Annotated in this window: 14 protein-coding genes; 3 read left to right on the forward strand and 11 right to left on the reverse strand. The window is 49.4% G+C overall.

Features of this window, described 5'->3' with window-relative positions; translation table 11 throughout:
* Positions 1-102 precede the first annotated feature (102 nt).
* From treR to F3H97_RS15160, 4 genes are all read right to left on the reverse strand, one after another.
* Positions 103-810 carry a trehalose operon repressor gene (gene treR, locus F3H97_RS08170; RefSeq protein ID WP_196431026.1) on the reverse strand — a complete coding sequence of 236 codons (708 nt, stop codon included), beginning with the start codon at positions 808-810 and terminating at the stop codon, positions 103-105.
* A gap of 48 nt (positions 811-858) precedes the next feature.
* A complete protein-coding gene (locus tag F3H97_RS08175; RefSeq protein WP_196431027.1) occupies positions 859-1,707 on the reverse strand; it encodes a DegV family protein in 849 nt (282 codons plus the stop codon).
* A gap of 94 nt (positions 1,708-1,801) precedes the next feature.
* Entirely contained in the window at positions 1,802-2,494 is a 693-nt protein-coding gene (locus tag F3H97_RS08180) for a response regulator transcription factor (RefSeq protein WP_159562679.1), read from the reverse strand.
* Positions 2,495-2,516: 22 nt separating this feature from the next.
* Complete coding sequence (locus tag F3H97_RS15160) at positions 2,517-3,641, reverse strand: sensor histidine kinase (protein ID WP_196431028.1); 1,125 nt, start codon at positions 3,639-3,641, stop codon at positions 2,517-2,519.
* Positions 3,642-3,820: 179 nt separating this feature from the next.
* On the opposite strand from F3H97_RS15160, the gene F3H97_RS08190 reads away from it, so the two are divergent.
* Both F3H97_RS08190 and F3H97_RS08195 read left to right on the forward strand, forming a co-directional pair.
* Positions 3,821-4,462: a YigZ family protein gene (locus F3H97_RS08190; protein WP_196431029.1), complete on the forward strand. Its 642-nt coding sequence runs from the start codon at positions 3,821-3,823 to the stop codon at positions 4,460-4,462.
* Between the two features lie 41 nt (positions 4,463-4,503).
* Entirely contained in the window at positions 4,504-5,511 is a 1,008-nt protein-coding gene (locus tag F3H97_RS08195) for an LCP family protein (protein ID WP_196431030.1), read from the forward strand.
* Positions 5,512-5,552: 41 nt separating this feature from the next.
* Here F3H97_RS08195 and F3H97_RS08200 read toward each other — a convergent pair whose 3' ends face one another.
* The 5 genes from F3H97_RS08200 to F3H97_RS08220 all read right to left on the reverse strand — a co-directional run bounded on the left by F3H97_RS08200 (position 5,553) and on the right by F3H97_RS08220 (position 9,685).
* Entirely contained in the window at positions 5,553-6,605 is a 1,053-nt protein-coding gene (locus F3H97_RS08200; RefSeq protein ID WP_012726994.1) for a glycosyltransferase family 4 protein, read from the reverse strand.
* A 122-nt stretch (positions 6,606-6,727) separates the two neighbouring features.
* Positions 6,728-7,135: a Rok-like winged helix domain-containing protein gene (locus tag F3H97_RS08205; RefSeq protein WP_196431031.1), complete on the reverse strand. Its 408-nt coding sequence runs from the start codon at positions 7,133-7,135 to the stop codon at positions 6,728-6,730.
* A 218-nt stretch (positions 7,136-7,353) separates the two neighbouring features.
* The gene (gene pgmB, locus F3H97_RS08210) at positions 7,354-8,019 is read right to left on the reverse strand and encodes a beta-phosphoglucomutase (protein WP_196431032.1); all 666 of its coding nucleotides are present in this window, start codon (positions 8,017-8,019) and stop codon (positions 7,354-7,356) included.
* A 200-nt stretch (positions 8,020-8,219) separates the two neighbouring features.
* Positions 8,220-8,555: an Asp23/Gls24 family envelope stress response protein gene (locus tag F3H97_RS08215; RefSeq protein WP_196431033.1), complete on the reverse strand. Its 336-nt coding sequence runs from the start codon at positions 8,553-8,555 to the stop codon at positions 8,220-8,222.
* Positions 8,556-8,629: 74 nt separating this feature from the next.
* Positions 8,630-9,685: an acyltransferase family protein gene (locus F3H97_RS08220; protein WP_012726998.1), complete on the reverse strand. Its 1,056-nt coding sequence runs from the start codon at positions 9,683-9,685 to the stop codon at positions 8,630-8,632.
* A gap of 325 nt (positions 9,686-10,010) precedes the next feature.
* On the opposite strand from F3H97_RS08220, the gene F3H97_RS08225 reads away from it, so the two are divergent.
* Positions 10,011-10,499, forward strand: coding sequence for a hypothetical protein (locus F3H97_RS08225; protein WP_196431034.1), 489 nt, complete (start codon positions 10,011-10,013; stop codon positions 10,497-10,499).
* A 5-nt stretch (positions 10,500-10,504) separates the two neighbouring features.
* Here F3H97_RS08225 and F3H97_RS08230 read toward each other — a convergent pair whose 3' ends face one another.
* Together F3H97_RS08230 and F3H97_RS08235 are read right to left on the reverse strand one after the other, a co-directional pair.
* Positions 10,505-11,104 (reverse strand): alpha/beta hydrolase, encoded by a 600-nt coding sequence (locus F3H97_RS08230; RefSeq protein WP_074036177.1) that lies wholly within the window; start codon positions 11,102-11,104, stop codon positions 10,505-10,507.
* Complete coding sequence (locus F3H97_RS08235) at positions 11,101-12,045, reverse strand: VOC family protein (RefSeq protein WP_196431035.1); 945 nt, start codon at positions 12,043-12,045, stop codon at positions 11,101-11,103. Before F3H97_RS08235 ends, F3H97_RS08230 begins: the two co-directional genes overlap by 4 nt.
* Positions 12,046-12,052 lie beyond the last annotated feature (7 nt).

The raw sequence follows: 12,052 nt of genomic DNA on the forward strand, positions 1-12,052 counted from the left end.
ATATACAAGTTAAACATGAAAGTTTTGCGTCGTGATTTACTGTTAAAATTCCCCTATTTTGACTTAGGGCAAACAAAAAACCCCTTCCTGTACGAAAGAGGTTTACCGACGGGCGACGTCGCTAAACTGGAACTTGTCCAATCGGTGACGCGACTCCGTATATTCAAATTGTTGCCCTTCATATAAGAACGTATCGTTCGTGATGACGATGACGTATTCATAGTCATGCAAGTCGAGCCGTTTCCGGTCAAGTTCCGTCACATCTTCAGCTGCAATCTTCCGTTTGGCATAGCTGATTTGTAGCCCAAGCTCATCTTCGATATATCCATAAATCGATCGAGCCGCAATCTCTTCTGTCAGACCGGGAACGAGGTCTTTGACGAAATAGTTGATGTCTAAGATAACGCTCTCCCCGTCAAAGTTTCGAACCCGTTCGATGCGAAACACATGCGTCCCTGGCGCTAAGTTCATCCGTTCGGCGAGCCATGTCGGGGCTTCTATCTCTTCGAACGAAGCGACGTGGGTCTGAATGGATCGACCGAGCATGCTCGCGTAGACTTCTGAAAAACTGACGATGCCGTTGAATTGAAACTCGATCTGGTCACGTTTCAACACGAACACGCCTTTTCCATGATGCTTCCGGACATACCCGTTCTCCTGTAAAAGATCGAGCGCTTTCCGGACCGTCCCCCGGCTGGCCTCGAACTGATGCATCAACTCGGTTTCAGACGGAAGCTTTGAGTCAGCGGGTCTCGTGCCATTTCGCATCTCTTCTGCCAGACGCTCAAAGATTTGGCGATATTTCGCCATTTCATTCCCTCCTCCATTGAAAAAGACGACCTTAGACGGTCGTCTCTCTTACCATTCGCGACGATACCATGTGATGCCGATTGCACCAGGTCCGAGATGCGTTCCGATGACGGGACCGAAATGGCTTCCCGAGATATGTGCTTTCGGGAACTTCTGCTTCATCGAAGCGATTTCTTCCGCCTGACGCTCCGGGCAGTTGGCGTGAATGATACCAATGCAGTACCCTTCCCCGTCTCCGACAATCGATTCGTCCATCATCTCTTCGATTCGGCGTACGGCCTTCTTGTATGTCCGAATCTTTTCGAACGGGACGATCAATTTATCTTGGAAATGAAGGACCGGCTTGATTTGCAAGAACGATCCGACGAGCGCTTGCGCCGCACTCAATCGTCCGCCGCGTTGTAAATGGTCGAGGTCATCGACGACGAAGTACGCGCGAATCGAATCACGGACCGCTTCAAGTCGGGCGATGATTTCTTCTGGTGTCGCCCCGTTGTCACGGAGGTGAAGAGCCTCTTCGACAAGAAACGCTTGCGGCATACACGAAATCTCTGAGTCAAACGCATGAACCGTCACATCGACCATGTCATTTAACGCGACCATCGATTGGTACGTTCCGCTAATCCCGCTCGAGAGCGTGATTGCAATCACGTCTGTCACATCGTCCGGCAAGTTCTCAATCAATTCAACCGTCTCACCGATGACCGGTTGCGACGTCGTCGGCAGGTTCCCTGCCTCGATACGCTCGTAAAACGCCTCAGTCGACATATCAATCGACTCGCGGTACGACGCACCATCGAAGATGACACTGAGTGGTGCGACATGGACGTCATGTCGCGCCAAAAAATCATCCGACAGATAGGCGGTACTGTCGGTTAAAATCGCAATGTTTCCCATACTATATCCTCACTTTACGTCGTTTCATTTTCCAATTATGTTAGGATTCCATTCCATATTGTAACACAAAAACGAGGTAAAGCATCGGTGACGCTCAAATCTCGACCCAACCCCGGCGAATCGCATCCACGACGGCTTGCGTCCGGTCGTTCACGTCCATTTTACGAAGGACGGAGGAGACGTGGTTTTTGACCGTCTTCTCACTGATAAACAGCATGTCACTGATGTCTCGGTTCGAGCGACCGTCGGCGAGAAGGTGCAACACCTCGACCTCACGGCGCGACAATAATTGATAGACCGGGTCATCTGTACGGCTCTCGACGCCACGTCCCGCCTGTTCCCCTTTGAATTGTAAGAGACGGCGGTAATCCTTCAGTACGTTCGTTGTCACTTTCGGATGAAGATACGCCCCATCCTTTGCGACGGCACGGACTGCTGAGATCAATTCTGTCGATGCGACTTCTTTTAATAAGAATCCTGATGCCCCCGCTTCAAGCGCATGTGTGATATACGACTCGTCATCATGGATTGACAGAATGAGGACACGTGTCTCTGGTGAAAGAAGTGACAGTTGCTTCGTCGCCTCGATCCCGTTCATGTCCGGCATGTTGATATCCATAATTAGAATTTCTGGTTTTTGCTCGCCAGCGATGCGGATTGCTTCGCGTCCCGTACGCCCTTCGGCGACAACTTTAAATTCATCCTCCAAATCAAAAATCCGCTTCAATCCCTCGCGGAACAGTTCGTGATCATCCACGATCGCAATGCGTGTCTGTGTCATTTCCATGTATGTCTTCCCCCTTGTTCTCTCACGGAATCGGAATCGACATCCGGACGACTGTCCCTTTGCCGACTTCCGAGTCGATGGTGATGCTTCCGTTCACCAATTCAATTCGTTCGCGCATTCCGACAATCCCAAACGACTCTTCGCCAATTGCGCTCGGTTCAAATCCGATGCCATAGTCGCGGACGTGGATGTGAATCACGTCGCTCGCTTGCTCGACATTGACGATGATTTCGGCTGTTTTTGCATGTTTGATCGCATTTTGTACCGATTCTTGAACGAGACGGAACACGTTAATCTCCAGCTTCTCCGGTAATCGCGCACGCGACCCTCGATAGTTGAGACGCGTTTTGATTGCCGTATACTCCTCCGTTTGATGGAGATAGCGCTCGAGCGTCGGCAAAAAGCCTAAATCATCAAGCGACATCGGACGTAAATCATAAATCAAACGACGGACGTCGACGAGCGCCCCACGAATTAGCTTTTTCAATTCATGTAATTCGGCAAATGCCTCATCTTTTCCTCGTTTATCAAACGTCTTTTCAATCAGGTCGGCCCGTATCAGAATATGAGCAAGCGATTGCGCTGGTCCATCGTGCATCTCGCGGGCGAGATGGCGCCGTTCGCGCTCAGCCGCTTCGAATACGCCGATGGCCATCTCTTGTTTTTTCATCATGTCCGAATACTCTTGCTGTAAGTCATCCCGTAAGAAGTTCAAGACGACACTCACGCGACCAATCAACTTTTCGGCACGTTCGATCGTGTCCTCTAAGATGAGCAGACGACGTTCTAAGTCGTTCCGGCGTTGCTGTGCCGCCATCTCTTCTTTTTGGACAAGAAAACGTTCGAGTTGCATTTGATTCGCCCGTTCGTAGGCTTCGCGAATTTCTTGTTCACTATGTATATGAAACTTTTTACTGACTTGAACGAGCTTGGCCTTTGCAGCTTTCACGAGTCGGTCGAGTCGATCGGACTCCTCGATGTAGAACTCGATTTTATCCGTCAATTCTTTTAACTCGTTTTGAATTGCTGAATATTCAGTTGCAGAACTTTCGGTTATACGGACAATCTCCTCTTTACTTTCCGTCACCGTTTCAATCATATTTGTTATGATATGTTCTAAAGCTGTCCGATCGGTAATATGATTCACGATGCCATCCCCTAATAGTTCGGTAGTTAATCCTCATCTATTCTTATATATCGTCCCACTCTAAACAGGTTTACAGCGGACATGAGAGATTTTCTATAATTCCATTCGCTATAAATAGCGTATGTGCCTACTTGAATTCTAAAAAAAATATTTAAAAATAGAAAGGAGAATTTTCAGAAATGTCTATTGAGTCAAATTATACTATAAAACAAAGTGGAACATACGAAGTCGTTATCCAAAAATCAAAATTTATTGCTCATTTCAAACGTGTCGAAACAGAGGAAGAGGCGCAGGCGTTTATCCAAGCCATCAAGAAAGAGCATTGGAATGCAAACCATAACTGTTCCGCGTATATCATCGGGGAACGGAACGAGCACCAAAAAGCGAACGACGATGGTGAGCCAAGTGGTACGGCCGGCATGCCGATGCTCGAGGTGTTACGCAAACGCCACTTGAAAGATACGGTCGTCGTCGTGACACGTTATTTCGGTGGAATCAAGCTCGGGGGCGGCGGACTCATTCGTGCCTACGGTGGAACCGTGAGCGAAGGACTTGATGCGGTCGGCATCGTCGAACGCCTACCGATGCAACAATTGACACTCACCGTCGACTATACATGGATCGGAAAAGTCGAAAACGAGTTGAGACAGTCTAGCTATCTGCTCGATGACATCCTCTACGCCGACCTCGTCACGTTTCATGTCTCGGTACCCGTGGAAGAGACAGAGGAGGCGCTCGCTTGGCTGACAGACATGACGAACGGTCAAGGTCAGCTTCAAACTCATGGGATCCGCATCATCGAACGTGATTTCAAACGCTGAAACGCCTATACTAAAAGAAACGACTGAAATGAGGAAACAACATGAAAACACCCCCACGCAAGAAAAGATCACCTTGGAAAATTGTCCTCATCGTGTTGGGTGTCGTATTGCTCATCGGTGGTTCCGCTTTCGGCTATTTTGTCTTCAAAGCGAATGAAACCGCCGAAAACGCGAACAAGGCGTTGGAACGTGGCGACAAGTCAGAACGTCGCGACGAGTCCATCGACTTGACGAAAGATCACTTTTCCGTCCTGTTAGCAGGAGTCGATGGCGGCGCCTCGCTCGAGGAAGGACGGACTGATTCGCTCATGGTCGCCACGTTCAACAAGGAATCGCGGCAAGTGACGCTCGTCAGCATCCCACGCGACTCGTATGTCGACATCATCATCGACGATGAGGATCCGTTCAAAGACAAGATCAACCATGCTTACGCTTACGGAGGCATTGACACGACCATCGCGACCGTCGAGAACCTGCTCGACATCCCGATCGATTACTATGCGACCATCAACTTTGACGGAATCGAAGATTTGGTCGATGCGGTCGGTGGCGTCGAGATCGACGTCCTCATCCCCATCTCCGGAAAAGCGACCGGAAATGTCGAGCTAGAGCCTGGCGTTCAAGTCTTGAACGGAAAAGAAGCACTTGCCTATGCCCGGATGCGGAAGCAAGACCCTGCCGGTGACATCGGTCGAGCCGGTCGACAACAGCAAGTTATCGAAGCCATCATCAATGAGGCGACGACGATTGACTCGTTCATGAAGTTAAATCGGATCATGAATGCCGTCGGCGAGAACATCCGGACGAACATGTCATTGTCAGAGGCTTCACAACTCCAGCCGTACGCAAAATCGCTGAAGTCGTTCAACCGAGAAACACTCGAAGGGACGGACCTGACGCTGAACGGGGTCTACTATTATGAAATCGACCCGGCTGACCTTCGTGACGCCCAGACCCTTCTCCAGACGGAGCTCGGCATGCCCGTTACAGCTGGTGAACCGTCAACCGATGAAACGGACGATACGATGACCGAAACGATCACGTACTAAAACAATAATAGCCAGTATCGCGCGGCGATACTGGCTATTATTTAGGTTCGCGGTCGACCGAGCAGTCGTCGGGACGTGCGAATGATTGGTTTATAGTTCGGATGAATCAGTTCGGTTGATTCCACGATCAATTCAATGACGATCAACACGACGATGAACGTGATGACCGCACCGAGCATCGTCGTCTTGGCGAACAAGATGGATGAGATGCCAAAGAACAAGGTCATCCCGTACATGAGCAAGACGGCTTGCCGTGTCGTGAAGCCCATATCGATCAACTGATGATGCATATGCGATTTATCCGGCGACATCGGCGGTCGCCCTTGGACGAGCCGGCGCACGATGGCGAAAATCGTATCCGAGATCGGCAACCCGAGCAAGAGGACCGGGACGACGAGCGAGAACAACGTCACGTTCTTAAACCCGATGAGCGAGAAGACGGCGAGCATGTACCCGAGGAACAGTGCTCCCGTATCGCCCATAAAGATTTTCGCCGGATAAAAATTATGAACGAGAAACCCGAGCGTGCTCGCAAGAAGCAAGAGCGCCATCATCGTCAAATAGACGTTTCCCTGAATGATGGCTAAGACAGCAATCGTCCCGAGAGCGATGCTCGACACACCGGCGGCGAGACCATCGAGACCGTCAATCAAGTTGATGGCATTCGTGATCCCGATCAGCCAAAGGACGGTGATCGGGATGCTCCATGACCCGAGGTAGAGTTGCTGGTCGAACGGGAGATTGATGAGTTCGATTCGCATCCCCGAGTTCAAGACAACGACCGTCGCAATCATCTGCCCCATCAGCTTGACACGGGCTGATAACTGGAACCGGTCATCGATCAGTCCGGTAAGGAGAATGACGACAGCGCCAATTAAGATAGCGTCGTTATATCGACTCGTCGGAAGCAGCAAGGCGTAGCCGATGAAGAATGCGATAAAAATCGCGAGACCCCCGATTCGTGGCATCGTCCGTAAATGTACTTTTCGTGCGTTCGGATGATCGACTGCACCGATGAAAAATGCGAATCGACGAACGAGCGGTGTAATCAAGATGGCCATCACAAAACTGACCAACATGGCAATCCATAGCATGGGCCGACAGTTCCTCTCTCAAAAAAATAGACTCTGGCGAATTATATCACATTTTGAATCGAGGAGTGGATATCAGTCCGTTTACAATAAAAGCCGATGAGGCGTTCCCCATCGGCTCTGGATCATGAAAGTGTCGCTGCCACTTCTTCTGTCGGTTCGTATGTATACAAGCCGCGACCAATTTTTTTGATTTCCGGGTTGACCCCTTCAATTTTCACCATCAATTGGTAAATGTTGCTGATGTGATGACGGTAACGAAGTTCAAGTTCCATTTGAATATCACGCACGCTCATCGTCTGACGCTCTTTCAGTAGATCCGTCACTTGATGAACGTACACCTCGAGCGGATAACGCTGGTTCACACGGCGCGGACGTAGGCGTTTTGACGCATCGGCCGTGGAGTCCTTATCTTCTCTATCTCGACTCAATTCCGCAATCAAATACTCGGCACGTCGTTGCAATTGACGATACGATTCCTCAATTTCCATCAATTCTCGATAAATATGGTCATTGATATTCGTAGATTCCATACACAAATCCCCTTCTACATCCAATTATAATTAGGAATTCCCTAATTTAAATCAGTAATTCCTAATAATCCCTCTATATCTTCTATAAAAGTGTAACGGATTTGTAATGTGTTTGTCATCTCTTTTTGGGCAATTCTGTCTATTTAGGACTTTAGACTCAAAAAAAGACGGCGACTGTTCGGGGCAGTCGCCGTCTCACGGAAGATGATTGTAGTCATTTACACATCAACGCGTTCGAGGATGCGTTCGAGCGAAAGTTCGTCAGTAGAAGCGACGATGAGGTCTGCATGACCAAGCATCGATTCTTCTCCGACGGCGACAGCAAACATATTTGCCGCTTTGATTGCAGTTACGCCGGCAGCCGCGTCTTCAACGCCGATGGCGAGTTCGGGTTTCACGCCAAGGGCAGAAGCGGCCTTCAAAAACACTTCGGGGTGTGGTTTTGATTGGGCGACAGTTGCTGCATCGACAATATGGTCGAAGTAATGTCGGACACCAAGTGCGTCAACGACCGCAAATGCGTTCTTTGAAGCAGAAGCCATTCCGATTTTAAGTCCCGCCTCTTTGATTTCATCGAGGAATGAAACGATACCAGGAAGAAGATCGTCGGATGAGATATGTTGAATAAGTTCAACGTAGTGCTCGTTTTTCTTTTGTGCGAGTTCTGCTTTCTCTTCCGATGTGAAATCGTTTTGTTTACCGCCGAGCGCAAGGATCCGCTCAAGCGATTCAGTCCGACTCACGCCTTTGAGCGTTTCGTTGAATTCGCGGTCAAATGGAATTCCGAGCTCTTCACCGAGCTGCTTCCAAGCGAGGTAATGGTACTCTGCGGTGTCAGTGATGACACCGTCCAAATCGAAAATCACTGCTTCAATCGTTGACATACATGCTTTCCGCCTTTCCTTCAAATGCTTGTGTCGTCAGACTACATTTAGGGAACTTGACAAGTACCCGTCGCACGTTTGGTCAATGATGCAAACGGTTGCACTTGTTCGATTTCTATTATAAATGAAAACGTTCTCTTGATGCAACCGTTTTCGCAAAAATCAAAAAAAGAGAAGAGCCTGTGCTCTCCCCTCTTTCATTACAATTGAATGCCGACCACTTTCACGTTTACGGAACGTGGTGTCATCGCAAGCATCGTGTCCATATCTTGCGTGATGCGCTCTTGGACGGCCGTCACCGTTTTGATGATTGACTGTCCGTACGCGATATAAAGCGACAAGTTGATGGTGATGCCTTCGTCCGATTCATCGACTTTCACATGTTTCATGAGCGCACGCTCTGACAATTTCGTGTCTTCTTGCGTGAACGAGACGTATTTCGTTTCTTTGACCGCGACCGCGGCGATCATTTCAACGACGTGACGTGATACGTTCACGTCGCCTTCTGTGCTGTGCATTCCATTTTCGTATGGCATAGGGTCACTTCCTTAACTCTAGTTTCGTTTCTTCTTAATAAAGTGTAGCGGAAATGAAGCGTTTAGAAAAGACTTTACCCTTTTACACCCTTCGTATTTTGGACTCGCTTCACGTCAATCTCGACGAGCGGACGCAAGAGACGGACCATCGGTGGACTGATAATCACGAGGACCATCACAAAGGCGACACCGAACAAGACGAGCAGTTGCATCCAAGATGTCGGCATGAATCCTGCCGGTATAAACGCCTTCCAGGCGACAACAAAGAAGACGTGGACGAGATAGACGTACAGACTATACTGTCCGGCACGCGAGAAAATCGGGAGCTGTCGTCCCGGGATGATGAGCGCGAAACTAATTGACATGAGGAGCGACACCGTATAGACGATCAAAAAGGCGAACGGTCCACTCCACATCGCCTCAGGGACGGCCGTGTCATAGGCGAAACGGAATTTGAATAAGTTCCCGATATGATAGAACGTATCGTCTTGCTGGACCCGCATCGAGACCAAGAGTCCCAGTGTGAGCGTGGTGAAGACAATCGCCCCACCGATGCGGTATCGATTCCGGTGCTCGGCCCGTTTCGGTAACTCAAAGAAGTTGAGCGTATTGCGCTCGGACATCCAGTTCCCGATCAAGAAGAACGGATAGAACATGATGACTTTTCGTAACGCGAAATACCCCGTCGCCTCGGCTTGGAATCCGAACAGGAGCGCGAATAATAGTGCATACAACACGTACCCTTTCAGTTGTGTCACATACGGGGTGATGATGTACCAGAAAATGATGGCCATCAGATACCAAAGCGCCCAGTACGGCTTCAACAAATTCAGACCCGGATTTTCAAGTGAGAAAATCGGAATCCCTTCTGTAAATGCGAACCATGACCCAAGGATGACCTGCCAAATGACATAGACCACGAATAGCTGGATTACGCGCAAATAGCGGTTCTCCCGATAAAAGTAACCGCTCAACATGATGAACAACGGCATGTGGAAGGTATACAGGAACAGATACACCCACTTTGGTAAAATGTCGTCATAAGCGCCGCGGACATCGGTCAACAAGTGTCCGAAGACGACGAGTAGGACGAGCACTCCTTTAATATTGTCATACCAATAATTTCTCATAACATTCCCTCTAGTTCTCTATGATGACTGCAATGAAGCTGACCTTCATGTTTTCACATTCTCTTTACAGACAGAATCCATGTAGGTCTTGGAAAATCCCTCACCTATCATAAGCGATTCCTCTGCCAAGTGAAATTACGTTTCAACAAAATTTTCATGTCTTCACTGTCATCATTCCCATAATTCGAGGAATACAAGCCGAAACGTCAAAAAATCCTCACGATTCAGCATGTTGTGTGCGTATTCAAATGGACGGGATTGGGTACAGTATAGTATAGTGGTGTTACTAAATATTCAGAATATTCTAATAAAGGAGGTGGAGAGAATGGCATCGATCATCCGGAATCGACATCATATGGTGCATGACCCAAAGCGTTCATTCTCTAACTTTGGATTCTGGTGGTTCGTCAGCGTCTTTTCCGTCGGATTGTTCCTTGTCGCCTTCGAGTCCGTCCGCAACGGGTTCTCTGCCATTCATCCTGTCTTATCTAGCATGGCTTTCCTCGGTCTCACGTTCGTGCTCGGTGTCTGCGCTAAACTGGCTCGTGACGTCTGGTGGCTCAACTACTTGCTCGAGCGCACCCAAAACCGCTACTTATATATCGGTGGCGACACGCTCCAAAGTTGGCAGTATACGCTCGACTCGATTTGGTTGCTCACGCGCACCTCACAAAAAAAGCTCGGCCGATTGTATATCCAAATCGACCGAACTGTGCGTGCTGAGGAAGCGAAACGTTTATTCGCCGCCTATTTGATTGACCGAGGGGTCCTCGTCGTCTATTCTCGTCCGAACAAACCGAAAAAAATGGCTTGAATGAATCAGTCGAGGTATGCGGCGATCCATGTCCGTGCTGCCTCGACTTCTTCCATGCGAAGTTCATGTCCCCCCGAGTGATAGAAGAGCTCGACGTCCGCTCCCGCGTTTCGGAGTGTCGACGTCAGCTCTTCTGTTTCTGTTTTCGGGCAAATCGGGTCGCGTTCGCCAGCCGAGATGAACACGTTCGTTCCTGACAAGTCAGGTAGCGTCAATGAACGGTCCGGTACCATCGGGTGGAATAGGAGTGAAGCAGTGAACGCCGGATGACGGTAAAGTGCCGACCCGATTAAATTCGCCCCGTTCGAGTAGCCGAGTGGGATCATCTTATCCCGGTCGATGCCATACGTTGTCGCCGCTTCATCTAAAAAATGAAGGAAGCGCTCTGTCTGTTTCTTTAAATCTTCAAGGTCGAGCACCCCTTCCGCGTGACGACGGAAGAAACGGGACATCCCGTTTTCAATGACATCCCCTCGAAGCGTTAAAATGTTCGCTTCGGTCGATAGTTCTTTCGCGAGCGGAATCAAATCCTGCTCGGTCCCTCCAGTTCCGTGTAATAAAACGAGTGTCGTATCTTTTGTACCTTGAATGAATTGATGAATCATATGTGTTCTCCTCTCGGTATCGTGATTGCTGGTAGTGTGCGGACGATTTTATCTCGGTCCGCTTCGAGCCATGGTGGCAAGCGCAACGTCTCACCGAGCGTGTCAACGGATTCGTCCACAGTGAATCCAGGTACGTCCGTCGCGAGTTCGTGCAGGATACGTCCGGCATCATGGAAATAGACGGAGCGGAAATAATTTCTTTCTTTCACTTCGGTCGGTCTTAATCCAAGATCAAAGATGGCGTCTTGCCAGGTCGGATAATGGTCTCCGTCGGTAACGCGCCACGCGATGTGATGAACCGTTCCCGTTCCAGGGACCCCGTTTGGTAAAATCGTTTTCTTCACATCGATGACGTTCCCGTAATCGGCTGACCCTTTCAAACGGATCCACTCTTCATCCTCTGCGACCCGTTCAAAGGCGAACAGTTCCGTCAACAAGCGCACGGTTTCGTCCGGTGCTTTTGACAACAAAGTCGCTCCGGCGAATCCGACAATTGCTTCACGTTCTGTGATACCGGGGATGACCCAGCGTGTCTGTTTAGAGCTCGGTCGGGCGACGAGTTCGACGACGAGTCCGTCCGGGTCTTCAAATAAAAGTGATGCCTCGCTGAACCGTTCAGTGGCGACGGTCGCGATGCCGTGCTGTTGTAGTCTTTCTTCCCAGAACGGTAAACTTCCTGCCGGTACGAGATAAGTCGTCACGCCAACCTGTCCGCTCCCGACCTGCCCTTTCCCTAAGCCCGGGATTGGAAAGAACGTGATCACCGTCCCTGGTGTCCCGACTTCGTCCCCAAAATAGAGATGATACGTACCAGGGTCATCAAAGTTAACGGTCTGTTTCACGAAGCGGAGACCGAGTACCTGTCCATAAAAATCTAGCGTACGTTGCGGGTCTTGTACCATCGACGAAATGTGATGGATTCCCGTAGACTGCGTTTTCATTGTCATC

This window comes from Exiguobacterium sp. SRB7LM (genome assembly GCF_015712685.1).
Lineage (GTDB): Bacteria > Bacillota > Bacilli > Exiguobacteriales > Exiguobacteriaceae > Exiguobacterium > Exiguobacterium profundum.

Coding starts and splice junctions, on each gene's coding strand:
- treR (WP_196431026.1), bottom strand. CDS start 810: ATGGCGAAATATCGCCAAATCTTTGAGCGTCTGGCAGAAGAGATGCGA.
- F3H97_RS08175 (WP_196431027.1), bottom strand. CDS start 1,707: ATGGGAAACATTGCGATTTTAACCGACAGTACCGCCTATCTGTCGGAT.
- F3H97_RS08180 (WP_159562679.1), bottom strand. CDS start 2,494: ATGGAAATGACACAGACACGCATTGCGATCGTGGATGATCACGAACTG.
- F3H97_RS08190 (WP_196431029.1), top strand. CDS start 3,821: ATGTCTATTGAGTCAAATTATACTATAAAACAAAGTGGAACATACGAA.
- F3H97_RS08195 (WP_196431030.1), top strand. CDS start 4,504: ATGAAAACACCCCCACGCAAGAAAAGATCACCTTGGAAAATTGTCCTC.
- F3H97_RS08200 (WP_012726994.1), bottom strand. CDS start 6,605: ATGCTATGGATTGCCATGTTGGTCAGTTTTGTGATGGCCATCTTGATT.
- F3H97_RS08205 (WP_196431031.1), bottom strand. CDS start 7,135: ATGGAATCTACGAATATCAATGACCATATTTATCGAGAATTGATGGAA.
- pgmB (WP_196431032.1), bottom strand. CDS start 8,019: ATGTCAACGATTGAAGCAGTGATTTTCGATTTGGACGGTGTCATCACT.
- F3H97_RS08215 (WP_196431033.1), bottom strand. CDS start 8,555: ATGCCATACGAAAATGGAATGCACAGCACAGAAGGCGACGTGAACGTA.
- F3H97_RS08220 (WP_012726998.1), bottom strand. CDS start 9,685: ATGAGAAATTATTGGTATGACAATATTAAAGGAGTGCTCGTCCTACTC.
- F3H97_RS08225 (WP_196431034.1), top strand. CDS start 10,011: ATGGCATCGATCATCCGGAATCGACATCATATGGTGCATGACCCAAAG.
- F3H97_RS08230 (WP_074036177.1), bottom strand. CDS start 11,104: ATGATTCATCAATTCATTCAAGGTACAAAAGATACGACACTCGTTTTA.
- F3H97_RS08235 (WP_196431035.1), bottom strand. CDS start 12,045: ATGAAAACGCAGTCTACGGGAATCCATCACATTTCGTCGATGGTACAA.